The sequence below is a fragment of the Thermoplasmata archaeon genome, from assembly GCA_035532555.1.
GTDB lineage: Archaea > Thermoplasmatota > Thermoplasmata > Lutacidiplasmatales > UBA184 > Lutacidiplasma.
Genome location: DATKQS010000021.1, coordinates 1 through 15,832, shown reverse-complemented (window position 1 = coordinate 15,832; position 15,832 = coordinate 1). Strand labels below are relative to the sequence as shown.

15 protein-coding genes are annotated in these 15,832 nt (G+C 66.1%); 8 read left to right on the top strand and 7 right to left on the bottom strand.

Annotation, left to right across the window (positions count from 1 at the left end; all coding sequences use genetic code 11):
* The first annotated feature begins 168 nt into the window (after positions 1-168).
* Entirely contained in the window at positions 169-831 is a 663-nt protein-coding gene (locus VMV28_06165; GenBank protein ID HUZ80180.1) for an acetate uptake transporter, read from the top strand.
* A 113-nt stretch (positions 832-944) separates the two neighbouring features.
* Here the strand turns inward: VMV28_06165 and VMV28_06160 are convergent, their stop codons facing one another.
* Together VMV28_06160 and acs are read right to left on the bottom strand one after the other, a co-directional pair.
* The gene (locus VMV28_06160; protein HUZ80179.1) at positions 945-1,460 is read right to left on the bottom strand and encodes a hypothetical protein; all 516 of its coding nucleotides are present in this window, start codon (positions 1,458-1,460) and stop codon (positions 945-947) included.
* Positions 1,461-1,649: 189 nt separating this feature from the next.
* The gene (acs, locus tag VMV28_06155; GenBank protein HUZ80178.1) at positions 1,650-3,770 is read right to left on the bottom strand and encodes an acetate--CoA ligase; all 2,121 of its coding nucleotides are present in this window, start codon (positions 3,768-3,770) and stop codon (positions 1,650-1,652) included.
* A 334-nt stretch (positions 3,771-4,104) separates the two neighbouring features.
* On the opposite strand from acs, the gene VMV28_06150 reads away from it, so the two are divergent.
* From VMV28_06150 to VMV28_06120, 7 genes are all read left to right on the top strand, one after another.
* Positions 4,105-4,314 (top strand): hypothetical protein, encoded by a 210-nt coding sequence (locus VMV28_06150; GenBank protein HUZ80177.1) that lies wholly within the window; start codon positions 4,105-4,107, stop codon positions 4,312-4,314.
* A complete protein-coding gene (gene tpiA / locus VMV28_06145; GenBank protein ID HUZ80176.1) occupies positions 4,265-4,993 on the top strand; it encodes a triose-phosphate isomerase in 729 nt (242 codons plus the stop codon). Before VMV28_06150 ends, tpiA begins: the two co-directional genes overlap by 50 nt.
* Positions 4,994-5,211: 218 nt before the next feature.
* The gene (locus VMV28_06140) at positions 5,212-6,489 is read left to right on the top strand and encodes a glycosyltransferase family 4 protein (protein HUZ80175.1); all 1,278 of its coding nucleotides are present in this window, start codon (positions 5,212-5,214) and stop codon (positions 6,487-6,489) included.
* Positions 6,486-7,670 (top strand): glycoside hydrolase family 57 protein, encoded by a 1,185-nt coding sequence (locus VMV28_06135; GenBank protein ID HUZ80174.1) that lies wholly within the window; start codon positions 6,486-6,488, stop codon positions 7,668-7,670. Before VMV28_06140 ends, VMV28_06135 begins: the two co-directional genes overlap by 4 nt.
* Before the next feature lie 99 nt (positions 7,671-7,769).
* Entirely contained in the window at positions 7,770-8,441 is a 672-nt protein-coding gene (locus tag VMV28_06130; protein ID HUZ80173.1) for a hypothetical protein, read from the top strand.
* Positions 8,442-8,472: 31 nt separating this feature from the next.
* Positions 8,473-9,153 carry a hypothetical protein gene (locus VMV28_06125; GenBank protein ID HUZ80172.1) on the top strand — a complete coding sequence of 227 codons (681 nt, stop codon included), beginning with the start codon at positions 8,473-8,475 and terminating at the stop codon, positions 9,151-9,153.
* Positions 9,154-9,550: 397 nt separating this feature from the next.
* Positions 9,551-11,119, top strand: coding sequence for a glycoside hydrolase family 15 protein (locus VMV28_06120; GenBank protein ID HUZ80171.1), 1,569 nt, complete (start codon positions 9,551-9,553; stop codon positions 11,117-11,119).
* A 45-nt stretch (positions 11,120-11,164) separates the two neighbouring features.
* Here the strand turns inward: VMV28_06120 and VMV28_06115 are convergent, their stop codons facing one another.
* From VMV28_06115 to VMV28_06095, 5 genes are all read right to left on the bottom strand, one after another.
* Positions 11,165-12,118, bottom strand: a complete 954-nt coding sequence (locus VMV28_06115; GenBank protein ID HUZ80170.1) for an ABC transporter ATP-binding protein — start codon at positions 12,116-12,118, stop codon at positions 11,165-11,167.
* Positions 12,119-12,127: 9 nt separating this feature from the next.
* A complete protein-coding gene (locus VMV28_06110) occupies positions 12,128-12,925 on the bottom strand; it encodes an ABC transporter permease subunit (protein HUZ80169.1) in 798 nt (265 codons plus the stop codon).
* A 144-nt stretch (positions 12,926-13,069) separates the two neighbouring features.
* Complete coding sequence (locus VMV28_06105) at positions 13,070-14,236, bottom strand: prephenate dehydrogenase/arogenate dehydrogenase family protein (GenBank protein HUZ80168.1); 1,167 nt, start codon at positions 14,234-14,236, stop codon at positions 13,070-13,072.
* 136 nt (positions 14,237-14,372) lie between these two features.
* Positions 14,373-15,356, bottom strand: a complete 984-nt coding sequence (locus VMV28_06100; GenBank protein ID HUZ80167.1) for a hypothetical protein — start codon at positions 15,354-15,356, stop codon at positions 14,373-14,375.
* Between the two features lie 205 nt (positions 15,357-15,561).
* A partial coding sequence (locus VMV28_06095; GenBank protein ID HUZ80166.1) for a hypothetical protein occupies positions 15,562-15,832 on the bottom strand: 271 nt, incomplete at its 5' end.

Sequence of the window (15,832 nt, the reverse complement as noted above, 5' to 3'; positions counted from 1 at the left end):
GCCTCGAAGAGCCCGGCCAGGCACTCGAGCACCGAGAGGGAGCCTCCCGGACCGATGCGACGGGCCCCCGGCTATTGAGAAATGCCCCTCGAGCGAGCCTGGCGGCTGTAACATGGAAAAGACCGACAAACCAAAGGTTTTTTAAGACCCACCGTATCAGAGCCTAGCATGGTAGATTCGCCGTCGGTGCCAGACTACTATAGGCCGAAAGTCGAGGAAAGCGCCCAGTGGGCGAATCCGGCAGTCTTGGGACTGATGGGATTCGGCACCACCACGATACTTGCGGGTATGGCGGTGGCGAGCAATGCGACGTCCAACGGCATGAGCCTCTATGGCGTCACGAATGCACCCGTATATGCGATGGCGATCTTCTTCGGGGGAATCGCTCAGCTGATCGCGGGTATCATCGCCCTACGCAAGGGTGAGATCTTCCCGGGAACAGCGTTCATCGGGTACGGGGCTTTCTGGTTGGCGTTCGTGACGTTGCTCGGGGGCCTGAGCATCGGTCCGTATGCGATAAACACCGGAGCGCCCGCCGGCTGGGACGTTGCCTGGTTCTTCGTCGTGTGGGCGATGTTCACGTTCTCCTTCGCGATCAACTCCCACAAGCACGGGATTGGGATCGCCGTCGTGTTTTGGACGCTGACCCTCGCGTTCATCCTGCTGGCGATTGACTTCGGCATCTTGCTCGGCCAGGGCGGCACGGTCAGCACGGGGCTTTGGCAGGCCACGGGATTCGAGATCGTCTTTACCGGGCTCGCGGCCTGGTTCGTTGCGACGGGCGTCTTGGCGTCTGCGCACTACGGTGGCAAGAAGGTAATCCCGTACTGACCTTCCCCGCAGCAACCCTTTCCTTCCCCGGGCCCTCTCGGGCCCGGGGGTTCTGATTTTCAGCGTTCTTGGGGCGAGCTCGGCCTCTCCGAGACCCTTCGGGATCGCGCACACTAGGGAGGGGCATCGCGGGGCGCCGCGGCGACCCGTTGGGCTCGGACCCGCAGGATCTCCTCTCGCACCGCGTCCTCACTGGCCGGCGAGAACGAAAAGTCCACGCCCTCGATCTGGAGCCTCCGGCCCCCGTAGGCATCATGAGCGCGGGGGAGCTCTATCGCTTCGAGCCGGCGGGAGGACGCCAGGTGGTAACTTCGGTTCCATACCCCCTTGACGAAGATGGTGACCAAGTGGCGATTGGTGAGGACCATGACCACCGCACGGGACCCGGCATGACCCTTCCAGGACGCGATACGCTCTTCGCCTGGTTCGAGTTCGAGGGGAAGGAGAGCTTCCGGTCGGGCCCCGCCTTCGGCCACGGACTCCGTAAGCATGTACCCCACAAAAGGTGACTCGGAAGGAGGCCGGAGCGACCCCTCCGGCGGCTCCCGCGCCCAGGGAACGGCGGCGCCGATCGCACCGGAGGGCTGGGTGTGGATCTGCCCGGGGTGCGGGGCCCGAGAGGTCGACATTCAGCCGGAGCTACGGGAAGTCGCCGAGGATGGCACGACGCCGATCTGCCCGGTCTGTCGGATCCGGATGGTCCGGGTCCCTGCGTCCTCGGACGATCGGTCGCCCTCGATCCCCTGAACCCACTCCCCGAGCTCGCCTAACGAGGGGAGGCGGCCGCCGGGGTCCGGCGGCCGCAGAGGAATCGGTTCTTAGACGTCGGCGCCGAAGGCCTTGATGTCCTCGGGCGCGGTCTTCTTGACCACGGGCCCGGCACCCTGGACCTGGACGCGGATCTGCTCCACGACCTCGGGGTTGGCGAGGGTCGTGATGTCCCCGTAGTCCATCTGGTTGGAGATCGCGGCCAGGACCCGTCGCATGATCTTCCCCGAGCGGGTCTTGGGCATGTCCGGAACGACCCGGACCACGCGCGGGCGTGCGATCTTCCCGATCACCGTCTCGATCGCGAGGGTGACCTTGGCGGAGATCTCCGCCGGAGTCGCCTTGACCCCGGGTTTCACGGCGATGTAGACCTCAGGAACTCGTCCCCGCTCCGGGTCCACGATCGGGACGACCGCCGCCTCGGCCACCTCCGGCACGGTGAGGCACGCCGACTCGATCTCCTTCGTTCCGAGGCGGTGACCCGCCACGTTGATGACGTCGTCGACGCGGCCCAGGATTCGGATGTAGCCGTCGGCCGCCCAAGTGGCCCCGTCGCCGGCGAAGTACGGCCAGTCACGCCAGTCCGTGCTGTTCTTGTTCTTGTTATACTTCGCATAGTAGGTCGCGACGTACCGGTCCGGATCCCCCCAGATCGTCTGGAAGATGCCGGGCCAGGGATTGCGGATGCAGATGTTCCCCGCCTTACCCGCACCCACCGGAATCTCCTTCGCCTTCTCATCGTAGATGATCGGGTAGATGCCCAGCATGGGTGGGCCGGCGCTTCCGGGCTTCATCGGATCCATCGCCGGCTTCGTGGAGCACAGGAAGCCGCCGTTCTCGGTCTGCCACCATGTGTCGGTGATCACGGCCTGTCCTTGCCCGACGACCTCGTAGTACCACTTCCAGGCCTCGGGCTCGATCGGCTCCCCGACCGTGGTCATGGACTTGAATCGATAGTGGTACTTCTTCGGCTCGTCCGGCCCGAGCTTCCGCAGCATTCGGATCGCGGTCGGGGACGTGTGGAAGATGTTCACGCCGAGCCGCTCGGCGATCCGCCAGACTCGACCCGCATCCGGGTACGTCGGAACCCCTTCGTAGATGACCGAGGTCGCGGCCAGCGCGAGGGGGCCATAGACGATGTACGAATGGCCGGTGATCCACCCGATATCGGCCATGCACCAGTAGACATCGGTCGGGTGGATGTCCTGGATGTACTTCGACGTCCCCGTTACGTACGCGAGGTACCCACCGGTGGAGTGTTGGCAGCCCTTGGGCTTGCCCGTGGAGCCGCTCGTGTACATGAGGAACAGAGGAGCCTCGGCCGGCATCGAGACGGGATCGACCAGCTTTCCGGTGAACTGCTTCAGGACGTCGTTCACCATGAAGTCCCGACCCTCGACCATGGGAGTCGCGGAGGCGGACTTGTCGGGGAATCGCTTCCAGACGAGGACCTTCTCGACCTTGGTCCCATCCTCCTGGGCTTTGCGGACCGCGATGTCGGCGTTCGCCTTGTGGTCGATGACCTTGCCGCTCCGATAGTAGCCGTCGATGGTGATGAGGACTCGGCTGCCGGAGTCAGCAATCCGGCTCCCGCACGCCTCCCCGCTGAAGCCGCCGAAGACGACGGAGTGGATCACCCCGAGGCGGGCGCAGGCGAGCATGGTGATCGGAAGCTCCGCGACCATGGGCATGTGGATGGTCACGCGGTCGCCCGTCTTCAGTCCACAGAAGTCGCGCAGCAGGGCGGCCATCTCATTGACACGGATGTAGAGATCCTGATAGGTGACGGCAACGGGAGGGTCGGCTTCGTTCTCGGAAACGAAGATGATCGCGGCCTTGTTTCGATTCTTCTCCAGGTTGCGGTCGACGCAGTTGTAGCTGACATTGATCTTCCCGCCGACGAACCACTTCCAGAACGGGGCCTTGCTGGTGTCGAGCGTGGTCGTCCAGTACTTGTCCCAGGTAAGCAGGTCCGCGTACTCCCGGTAGCATTCAGGGAAGTTCTTCTCCGCGAACCGATCCTTGACCGTCGGATCGGTGAGGTTCGCCTGACCGATGAAGCGGGGGTTTGGATAGTATAGCTTCTCTTCCTTCCAGTGCACCGCGATCTCGGCCTCAGAGAGTCGGGATTCGTTGTCCGTTCCGGCGGATTCGCTCTCGGCTTTTGCCATGTTCGTGAGCCACCCGTGCGAGGGGAGGAGGGGGGGGGATATACAAGTTACTGTATCGCATGCTGCGCCGTGTATCGCGCGCTCGCTCTATCGGCCGGTGCGAGAAGAAGCAGATCGAGATTCGGTCCACAGAGGAGGGGTACCGAGGGCCCCGGTTCGGTCCTCTCTGCTCCTCCCTTGATCGCCGGATCGGTGCCGGGCATCCCGTTGTAGACCGGTACATCTCTTCCCCTCCCACGAGGAGTCCCGCCTTCATCCGAGGCGGTTTCGCGCTAGCTGGGGCCCTGGTAAAGCTCTATAGCCTACTCCCCGTAGGGAATCGTCTCGGTGCGCCATGGCGACTGCGAGACATGTGCCCGAGCGATTGGAGAAGACCGTCCATCTCCGGATCGACCCGAATGACGAATCTACCACCCTGGAAGACGTCCTCTCGAAGATCACCGAGCTCCAGCGCAAGCACCCCGACCGGGAGGTCTTCTTCGATGGGGACGAGTATGCCATCTGTTCTCGCCCGAAGCGCGCGCACGCGGCCGCCCACCACTGATCCCACCTTCCTAGGCTCGCCTCTTCTCGTCGTCAATCTGAAGTCGTACGCGGAGGCGCTCGGGACGGGTGCCGAACAGATCGGCGCGTTGCTCGGTGTCTGCGGACGGGCCGCGGGCGTGGCGGTCGCTATCGCTCCAGCCACGACCGACCTGCGAGACCTCGCCACCACCCTCTCGATACCGGTCCTCGCCCAGCATGTGGACCCGGTGGACGCAGGGGCCCACACCGGATACACCGTTCCCGAGGCCGTCCAGGCCGCGGGGGCTCGCGGAAGCCTTGTCAACCATTCCGAACACCCTCTTTCCCGGGCACAGGTGGACGCGGCCGTGAGGCGTCTCGGCAAGCTTGGTCTGAGCGCGGTCGTATGCGCCCGCGACGTCCTCGCGGCAGCCCGCCTTTCCCGATCGAAGCCTCCGTACCTCGCCATCGAGCCTCCCGAGCTCATCGGAGGCCGGCGCTCCGTCACGACCGCTCGGCCCAAGGTGGTGTCCGAATCGGTGGACGCAGTTCATCGCGTCGCGCCCCGGACCCGGGTGCTCTGCGGTGCGGGAGTCCACGACCGAAGGGACGTCGCGCGGGCGCTCGAGCTCGGTAGCGAAGGCGTCCTCGTCGCGAGCGCGGTCGCGACCTCCGCCACCCCACGCGCTGCCATCGAAGAGCTGCTCGCGGGATTCTAGCGGCGCCGCGGAGGCCGACGTGCCCCTCTCGGGGCGCCTCCTTCATCTGCTCTTGCGGTACTTCCCAATGCAGAACGTTCTGCGCAGGTATCCGGATGCCGCCGACCGCTCGTTCTTCTCGGCGTCGTGCACCGTCTGCCGTACCGCGCGCGAGGGGCCGGGCCCGCCGATCGAAGTCGACGCGCCCATCGAAGCGTCGCTCCCGGGCCGCGCGGAGTATGCTGCCCCCGACGAGGCTCGCGGGCGGCCGCGGTCGCGCGAGCGCATTCCCCGTGCTGCTCCGGCGCTCGGGGATGCGGTTCGCCCCATCCGGGGCCGGCACCGGCCCCGTCTCACTCAAGCACCTGACGATCCTCATGGCCGGCTGGGAGTATCCCCCCTTTCACACCGGCGGGCTGGGGGTCCACTGCTACGAGATCTCGCGCGAGCTCGCGCGTCTAGGTCACCGGGTCGTGTTCCTTACCCCCTTCCCCGGCCCGTTCGCCGATGCTCCGGGCGTGGAATTCCGCACGCTCTCCGAACGCCTTCCTCCGGGGGCGCCCATCCCGGGGGCCTACACGCCGGCCGAGATCTACGGACCGCACTTCCTCGACGTCGTGAACCAGTACAACGACTGGATCGCCCATCTCACGGACGCCGAGGACGCAGACGTCGTCCATGTGCACGACTGGTTCGGGACCGTCGGGTCCCGCGCGCTCGCCCGCAGGTTGGGCATCCCGCTCATCATGTCCGTTCACTCTACGGAGTACGACCGCACTCTCGGTCATCCGTACGCTCCGATCCTCGAACGGGAGCGGATCGGGATCCGGGCCGCGGACCGTATCATCGCCGTCAGCCGCCAGCTCGGCGAGCAGCTCATCACGCTCTACGACGCGCCGCCGCCGCGGGTCCGGGTCGTGTACAATGCCGTCCGACCCGTGGCGCCCGAGCTGGACGATGGCCGGCTCCGGGACGTCGTGCTGTACCTCGGTCGCCTGACCCGAATGAAGGGCCCGGACACCTTCCTGCGGGCCGCGGCGATCGTTGCCCCCACGTTTCCCGAGATCCGCTTCGCGGTCGCCGGCGAGGGCCCCGAGTACGAGCACCTGATCGCCCTCGCCGCCTCCCTCGGTATCGGGGACCGGGTGCTGTTCTTCGGGAAGGTCACCGAGGCCGAACGCGCCGCGCTGCTCCGCGACGCCGCGGTGTTCGTTCTACCGTCGGTCGTCGAGCCGTTCGGCATCGCGGCGCTGGAAGCGATGGCGGCCGGCGTGCCGACGATCGTCTCCAAGACCAGCGGCGTCGGAGAGGTCGTGCGGAGCGCATTCCAGGTCGATTTCTGGGACGTGGACGAGTTCGCGAGCCGCATCTCCGAACTCCTCGAATATCCCCACCTCAGCCGCGAGATGGGCGATCAGGCCCGCTACGAGGCGACCGAGGCCGGATGGGCCGAGCGCGCACGCCAAACGGTTGATGTGTATCGGGAGGCTATCCGCGCCCGAGCCCTCCGTAGATGAAGATCGTCTTCTACCTCCATCTGCACCAGCCCTGGCGGCTCGCCCGGTTCCGGTACCTCGATCTGGGGACCGGGAAGCCGTACTTCGACATCGACCGCAATCTCGACATCTTCCGCCGGATCGCCGCGAACTGCTACCGGCCCACGCTCGATCGCCTCGAAACGATGCTGCGCCAGGACTCCCGCTTCCGGGTGAGCTTCTCGATCACGGGGACATTCCTGGAGCAGGCCGCGCTCGCCGCACCGGACGTGATCGAACGGATCCAGCGCCTGGTCGAGACCGGACGGGTCGCGCTCCTCTCCGAGACGTACTACCACTCCCTCGCGTTCCTACTGCCCCCGCCGGAGCTGGAGGAGGAGGTCGCGCTCCACCAGCAGCGGATGGAGGATCTGTTCCACGTTCGCCCGCATGTCCTGCGCATGACCGAGCTCGTGTACGACGACGACCTCGCCCGATTCGCGGCGCGAGAAGGGTTCTCCGGGATGCTGGCCGAGGGGTGGGAGGCTCCCCTGCGAGGCCGCTCCCCGAACCATGTCTATTCGTCGGTGGCTCGGGGGGTCAGTGTGGTCCTGCGGAACTACCGGCTCAGCGACGATGTCGGCTTCCGCTTCTCCGCCCGGGGGTGGACGGAGTACCCGCTCACGGCGGAGAAGTATGCACTCTGGCTCTCTCGGAGCCCCGGCGACGTGGTCGGGCTCTTCCTCGACTTCGAGACCTTCGGAGAGCACCACCCCGCCTCTACCGGGATCCTCGACTTCCTTTCGGCCCTGCCGAGCGCGGTGGCGCGCGAACCGAACCTGGAGTGGGCGACGGTCGAGGACGCGGTCCGAGTGCCTCCCGCCGGCCCGTTCGTGGTCCCGGAACCGATGAGCTGGGCGGACGAGCACCGAGATCTCGGCGCCTGGCTGGGGAACGATATGCAGCGCTCGGCGTTCGACGCCGCGAAGAAGGCCGGAACGTTCGCGCGGAGCTCGCACGACCCGGAGATCCTTTCCGACTGGCGCAAGCTGTTGACCTCGGACCACTTCTACTACATGTACGTCTCCGGAAAGGGAGCCGATGCGGACGTCCACCGGTACTTTTCGAGCTACTCCAACCCGTACGACGCCTACGCGAACTACATGAACGCGCTCAACGACCTGCGCCGCCGTTCGCTGGCCAAGTCACGCGCGTCTCACTGAGGTCGGCTCGCGGTCGATGGACGTTCCCGCCGCGGTACCGGCATCCCGCGAGCTTTATATTCCATGGCGGAAGATGCGACCCCGCATAGGTGCGTCGGCATGAGTGCATCCAAAGGAACTTCCGTGAGCTACTCCGCCAGCGCCTCCGCGACGATCACCGAGTCCCTGGATAGTGGTTCCCGGGCGCTCTACGGCGTCTTCGGCGCGATCTGCCTCATCATCGCGATCTCGCTACTCTATTCCGGCTTGAACTATGGACTCAACGGCGGCAGCGGCTACTTTGCGATTGGCTTCCTGCAGTGGCTGGTCATCATCGCGCTGTTCGTCATTGGGCTCAGCAACCTCGTCTCGGGCGCCAGTGCCGCGGAAGGATCGAGCTCCGCCTACCGGGGTATTCGGGTCGCCATCGGCGTCCTCGTCATCATTCTCGCCATCCTGGCGATCCTCCCCGTGGCGTTCAACACCACGGTCGGCGGATATACGGCGCTCACGTTCCTTTGGATCGTGGTCGGGCTCGCCTTGACCCTGGAAGGGATCTTCCTGCTCGTCGTGGGCATGGTTCCCGAGCTCCCCGGCTGGATCCGTGGGGTGTCGGTCCTGTTCGGAATCATCGTGCTCATCTTCGGTATCCTGGCCTTGATCTATCCGGCCTTCGGCCCCGTCCTCGTCTGGCTCATCATCTCGATCGCCCTGCTGGCGGTCGGAATCCGCCTATTGGTAGTCGCCGCCGCGGGCATCCGGGTGTCGAAGTTCACGGTCACGGCGGTCTAGCCGACGGACCGTGGAACCTAGGAGGAAATTCATGACAGCTCCATCGTCCACAGCAAGCGCGTCGCCGGGCCCAGTCGAACACCTCGGCGGGGGGATGCGGGTCGCCTACATCCTGCTCGGGATCCTCGCGTTCGTCTTCGCGGTCGCCCTGCTCGTCTCGTTCTTCTGGCAGGGGATCTTCGCCGCGTGGGTCCTCTACGTCTTCGTGGTCGTCTCCCTATTGTTGATGGGGATCTTTGACATCATGTCCGGCTCCTCGGGCGGGGACCCGGCAATGTCCGGGATGCGCACCCTGCAGGTAATCCTGGGAGTGTTCGTCCTCATCTTCGCCTTCGTCGCGCTGGTTGACATCTACTTCGCGTTCCTGGTCCTGTGGGTCTTCGTCGGTCTCGGACTGCTCTTCCAGGGGATCTTCCTCCTCGCGGGCATCGGAGCCGCGGGTCCGCTTCCCAGCTGGCAGCGGGGATTGGGAAGCGCGCTCGGAATCATCGACCTGATCCTCGCCTTTCTCGTGCTTCTGATCCCGGGCCTCGCACTCATCCTCGTCGCGTTGCTCATCTCCATCGCAGGCTTCGTGGCTGCTGCTACGTTCTTCTCGATCGGGGTCTCCGGAGAAAAGAAGCCGTTCGAGATGGCCATGAACGTTCCGGGGTTCCCGCCCATGGGCGGTCCCGGTGGGCCGGGCGCGCCGCCCGCGGCGCCCCCGAAGTAGAGCGGGGATCCCTTCCGCCCCCACTCCGGTACGGGTCGTTCGCATTTGAAGGGGAACGGATTCCCTGTCCGGGTCATCCAACTGGGGGAATCGGGCCACGGTAATCACACAGCTCGCGGGCAACGGTCGGCTGCTGCTGACCGTCAATGAGGACGGCCAGTGGAACGGCCTGTTCTATCCGTACCCCGGTCAGTTCCAGCACCTTCGGCAGGCGCGCCTCGGCGTCTTCGACGAGCAGGCGGGCACGTTCTCCTGGCTCGGACAGTCCAATGGGTGGCGTGGAGAGCTCTTCCCGTACGGAGCTGCCTATAGTCCCGCCTCGAGCTGGAACGGCCACGGCGTCTCCATCACCCTCCGAGACCACGTCCACCCCAACCACGACCTCCTCATCCGGACGATGAAGATCCGGGCCGATCCCGCCCGGCCGCTGAGGATCTTCGCCTACCACTCCCTCCAGATCGCCGAGTCGATGTACCAAGACACCGCCTACGTCGACCCCGAGCGCCACTCCCTGGTCCACTTCAAGCGCGGCTACTTCTTCGAGTTCTTCAGCGATCCGCCGTTCTCCCACGCGGTCTGCGGGGAACACACGCTCAAGGGCCTCCAGGGGACGTACATCGACGCCGAGGACGGCCGCCTCGAGGGCCGGACCGTGGCCCACGGGGCGGCGGACAGCGTCATGCAGTGGGACATCCCGGCCGATGGGGCCGAGGGCACGACGATCCGAATGTTCGTCTCGGTCGGCCAGAGCCTCGCGGCCGTCCACCAGACGCGCCAATACGTGGCCAAGGGCGGCCCGGCACGCTTCGAGCGGGAGAGCGAACAGTTCTGGGAGACCTGGGCACGCCGCCGGCTTCCGCAGGCCCCGGTGGAGCTGATGGGCAAGGTCGCGGACGTCTACCGCGCGAGCGTGCTCGTCATGCGCCACGCAGCCGGCGCGAACGGCTCGATCATCGCCTCACCGGACACCCGCAGCCTCGCCGCCTGGGGGGACACGTACAACTTCTGCTGGTGGAGGGACGGCGGCTACGTCTCCAAGGCGATGGACGAGGCCGGTCTCTACGAGAACGCCCAGCGCTTCCTCAAGTTCGCCCAGAAGTGCCAGGACCCCGACGGTTCGTTCTATCACCGGCACTTCCCCGACGGGGCGATCGGCAGCACCTGGCACCCCCCGCCGTTCCTTCAGATCGACCAGACGGCCACGGTCGTCTCTGCGGTCTGGCACCACTTCAAGCGAGGCGCCGACCCGGAGATCCTCCTCGAGCTGTGGCCGATGGTCAAGGGAGCTGCGAACTTCATGACCCACTTCCGCGATCCCGAGACGGGCCTTCCCGCCGCGAGCTACGATCTCTGGGAGGAGCGGCGGGGGATCCACACCTACTCGACCGCGGCGGTGGGCCACGCGCTCGAGCGGGCCGCCCGAATCGCGGAGGAGATCGGCAAGGAGCCGAGCGTCTGGAGGGACGCCGGCCGGGAGATCCGGGAAGCGGCGGTCGAGCACCTCTGGGACGCGAAGCGGCAGCGCTTCCTGCGCTCGCTCGATCCCCGGGACGAGCGCGTCGACTCCTCCATCCTGCTCGCCCTGAAGCTCGGTCTCGTCCCCTGGAGCGATCCGCGCGCCCGCGACGTGGTCGATGCGGTCGAAGCGCGGCTCTGGTCGCAGCGCTTCGGCGGCGTCGCCCGATACGAGGGGGACACCTACTACGGTTCGGAGAACCCTTGGATCATCTGCACGCTCTGGCTCGCCGAGGCCCGCCTGCGGCTCGGGGACCGGGACCGCTGCCGGAAGCTCATCGAATGGGCCGCGGAGCACGCCACGCCCACCCAGATGCTGCCGGAGCAGGTCGACGCGGCCACGGGGGAGCCGAAGTCCGCCACGCCTCTCACCTGGTCCCACTCCACGTTCGTCGACGTCATCCACAAGTACCAGGAGCCCGAAGAGCGCCGCGCGCTGTTCGACGAGTGATCGGTCCGTCCGGCCGGGTCGGCCCTTGGGTGCGGCCGCAGCGGTTCAGGTCCGGCCCTGGGTCGACGCCATCGTCCCGGCGCGGGAATCGACGCCGATCAGCTTCATGTACGCGTCCTCGAGGGTCAGGGTGGCGCCCGCGAAGCTGCGCACCGGCCCGAGATCGACGCACTTGCGCAGGATCGCGACCCGGGTCTCCTCCCGGCCATCGTAGGTGATCCGGAAGCGCGTCGGTTCGACCAGGCTCACGCCGTCGGCCAGTCCCGAAAGCGCGACGAACCGCTCGGCGGGGATCGGCTCGGTGAACTCCACGTCGACCTCGGTCTCCGCGTACATGGAGGAAATCGCCGAGACGGTATCGTTGAGGAGGATCTTGCCCTGGTTGATGAAGACGGCGCGGTCGCAGATCTCGGTGACCTCGCTCAGGAGATGCGAGCTCATCAGGATCAGCCGCTCCTTCTTCAGGCGGAGCAGGATGTTGCGGATCGCGATGCGCTCCGCGGGGTCGAGGCCGCTCGTCGGCTCGTCCAGGATGATGATCGCCGGATCGCTCAGGAGCGAGGCCGCGATCACGACCCGCTGGCGTTGCCCTTTCGAGAGCTTTCCCGTCCTGCGCTCCATCGGCGGCAGATCGAGCTCGGTCGTGAGCTCTCGGATCCGCGCTCTCGTGTCGGCGCGGCTCATCCCTCGCAGGTCCCCGACCATCTCGAGGGCGGCGGTCCCGGTCTGCCAGGGGTATGGCTCCGGCGACTCGATCACGGTACCGACGTCCCACAGGGCCCGTTTCGGGTCGACGTGGACGTCGATGCCGTTGATGAACGCCTCGCCGTGGGTCGGGTGGGCGAGGTGGGTCATCATCTTCAGCGTGGTCGTCTTCCCGGCGCCGTTCGGGCCGAGATAGCCGATCGCGCCGTTTCCCGCGAACTCGAACGACGCGTCGTTCAACGCGAAGAACGAACCGTACTGCTTCGTCAGGTGACGGGCCTCCAAACTCGGCATGACTTCCTCCTAGGTCTCCTGGCGATCGTAGAGCACGAGCGCGATGGCGAGGAAGATCACGGTATAGAGGGCCATGATGATCGTCGACTGCCAGAGGGCCGGGGATCCCGCCGCGAGCCCGTACTCGACCGTGGTCGGGATCGCGGCCGCCGCGTAGAGGATCGACCAGAGGATGTACACGGGGCCCACGAGCGCCGTGAGGATGGCGTCCATGATGTTGAACACGACGAGGAGGACGAGGATGGTCACCACGAGTCCGATCGCCGGGCTCTTCGACACCGAGCTCAGGCAGAACGCGAAGGCGAGGATCCCGAGGAGGAGCAGCATGTCGAGGAGATAGGCGAGGGCGAGGTTGAACCAGGGAACGGTCCCGAACGAATAGAAGTAGATCCCGCCGAAGAGCGCGAACGCATAGAAGATCGAAAGGAGCAGCACGCTCACGAGGAACGCGGCCACGAACCGGCCCCCGAGCAGGATGCGGCGCTTGACGGGCAGGGCGAGCGTGAAGAATCCGCTCTTCGTGCCGAAGTCGGTCGAGATCGCGTCCCCGCCGAATAACGCGCCGGTGACGATGGATAGGAAGCTGACGAACCCGAGCAGCCCGGCGATGTAGGCCGTCGCGGTGGCCCCGAACGCCCCGTGCACGAACACGCCGCCCTTGATCATGAACGCGATCGAGATGCCGCCCCCGATGGCGAGCACGATGGCGAAGACGATCCAGAAGCGGGAGGTCTGCACGTACCCCGCGATCTGCGTGCGGACCGCGACCTTGAACTGCGACCAGTCGGAGACGATCGATCGGGCCATCGGGGGGTATCGAAATCGATACCTTATTTGAACCTTCGTCCTCGCGGGACCGATCCCGCGCCCGTCGGGCCGTGGTCTCGGATCGGCGTCCGAAGTTCGCGCGTAACGTTCGCGACTCCCCGGAACTCCCTCCCGGATGCAGCTTCAGGTTCGACCGTCGGATCGAGGGCGAGGCGTCGCGACGAGGAGCTCCATGCCCAGGGACGGGTACTCGCGTTCGAGCAGGGCGTGCGACTCTCCCACGAGCCGGTTGTAACCCTCCTGGTCCTCGGATCGAACGACGTGCCGCACTGTCTCGAGGGCCTCGGCCATGCGCTCGAAGAGCGCCTCGGACATCGGGTTGAGGGCCTGGATATCGTAAGAGAGCTGAGGGTTCTCCCCGGTCACTACCCGCGCTACGTCGGCCTGGCGGGTGAAGGACGTAGGCGCGGCCCGCGCGAGATCCCCGGTCTTATGACCGGCGCGGACCAGGGCGAGGGAGAAGAGAAGGCTGGTCGCGTGCGGAAGGGCAAGGACATCCGCCATGAGGAGATCGTGCCCTTCGATCGGTAGGCGGTGGACGGACAGCGAGCTCGCGCGGAACAGGTCCTCGGCGACCCGGTTGGCCCGGGAATCCCCACAATCGAGGATGAGTAAGTTCCTTCCGGAGAGGGTGCGGGTCGCGGGCCCGAACAACGGATGCACGCTCGTGACGTGAAATCCCGCCGTTCGCCCGTGCCGAATCGCGCGCAGGAGGGGGGCCTTGATCGAGAGAATATCGAAGATCGTCGCTCGCGTTCGCGTTTCCCACAGATCTCTGTACACAGTCGGCGCCACTCGCATCGGCGTGGCGACGACGATCACATCGGCCGTGCGTGCCGCCTCACCGAAGTCGCTCACCGAGCGGAACTCGGCGGGGATTCCGCGCGGTGCGCGGGGATCCCAGACCGCCACGCGGTGGCCCCCGGCCCGGAAGAATTCTACCATCCAGCGTCCCATCGATCCGGCGCCTCCGATCACGAGGATATCGGCCGATTTCCGGCGATGCTCGGGCGCCTCCCCAACTTGCTCCTGCACTCGCACCGCTTCTTCGACGAGCCATCGGGCGAGCGCCTCACCTCGTTCGGGGGGTACGCCCATCCCTTCCATGGCCGCCCTCCATCGGCCCACCACGTGGCGCTCGACGGCGTAGTCGCGGACCGGCAGACCCTGGGCCCGCTTCGTATGGCCGATGCGCCTCGCAATCTCGAGCCTTCGAGCGATCGCCGTTTGGATCTGCGCGTCCGCCCGGTTCAAGGAGGCGCGCAACCGGCTCAGCGGGCTTGCTGCCATCGGAATCCTCTGGCACCCGTGCTAGTATATAGCATGGGAGCGGGACGCCGGGAGCTGTTACTCCCTCGGACTCGAGCCCCAAACCCCCCCACGCCGATGGCACGGACCCCGGCCCCATCCACCGCCGGGCCCGCCGTCAGAATCCGCGCGGCGGGCCCCGGCTCTTGGTCCACACCCAAAGGACGGCGAATACTGCGATCGCGATGGCGATGACGATGAAGGCGCCCCAGAAGTAATCGAACCCGGAGATCCCCGAGCTGCTGCCCGCCGAGTTCTGACTGAAGTCGATCGGGACCGGGACGGCGCTGCCGTTGATGACGGCCGTTCCCGAGGTCGGGCTCGCAGCGTACCCCAGCGGGGGAAGGACCGTGAACGAATAGCTCCCGTTGGGCTCGCTCAGGCCCAGAGTGCTCCCGACCACGTTCTCGGTCGCACCGTTCAGAACGATCGACCATGTCGCGTTCGATGGTAACGCGCTCCCGACGAACGTCAACCGGTAGATCCCCGGTGTGATGCGGGAAAACACGATCGCCTGCGTGATCGGACTCCCTCCGACCATCACCGACCCGGCCGTGGGTGAGGCCTGGTAATCGGGCACTTCCGTCACGGCGAAAGAACTAGATCCGTTCGATTCCACGAACACTATCGAGTCGGTCGTCGAACTGGCTTGGCTGCCGTCCACCGACAGCGTCCAGTTCGTCCCGTTCGGAAGACCTTCTTCCGTGAACGTGATTACGGATGTCACGGAAACGTAGGCGACATACACCGATGCGGGCCCCCCGCGAACGGTGAACGTCCCGGGAGGGGCACTTCGTGTGTTGTCGCTAGAGTGGGTCGTATACTGGTACGTTCCGTTCGCCAAGTACACCGATATGATTCCCAGGGTTGAAGAATACGAGAGGCCCCCCGTGATGGCAATCCCCCAGACGACGCTGTAAGCGCCATCGACCGCTAGCCCGGATTCGATTAGAGTTACCATGTACAGGGCGATCGGAGCGGGCGCACCCGGGGCACTCTGGGCAGCCGGACCCGAGCCCGGGCTGCCGACGCTCCCGGCACCTATCGGAGCCGATGCCGTCGTTGCCAGGAGAAGCGCGCACACCGCAACGGCGAGCCCCATGGTCAGGACCGGACTCCGGCGGGTCACCCTCGGTCGATGAGGGCAGCCCGAGGAGCGTTCGCGGTAAGCGTCCGACGGTCCACGTTTCATTCGCTCGCTGAGGGTCGGCCCCTCAGCTTCCAGCCTCTCCGGCATTACCTCGACTTCCTCCAACTGCGTCGGGCCACCGGAGTTCATCGGGCGTTCTCCGCTCGCGTCGAGCGACCTAGTGGACCGGCCACGCGGGATGTTCGGGATTCGTACCTCGTAGCCACACCGGGACTTTCGCCAGGTGGCGTCGGTCCCCTCTCACCGTGTCCCGGAACCTCTTCCCCCGCTTCTCTCGCTCTTCGTTTCGATAGGTCACCGCCCGATCCAAGGCATCCCCTACCTCGACCACCGAGGTGAACTCCGTGCCGGGCAGGGCCAGCTCCTCGATGCCTTTCGCGTGCGTCTCGACCGGGTTCATCCAACTCGCATGGGTCGCCGTCGGCACC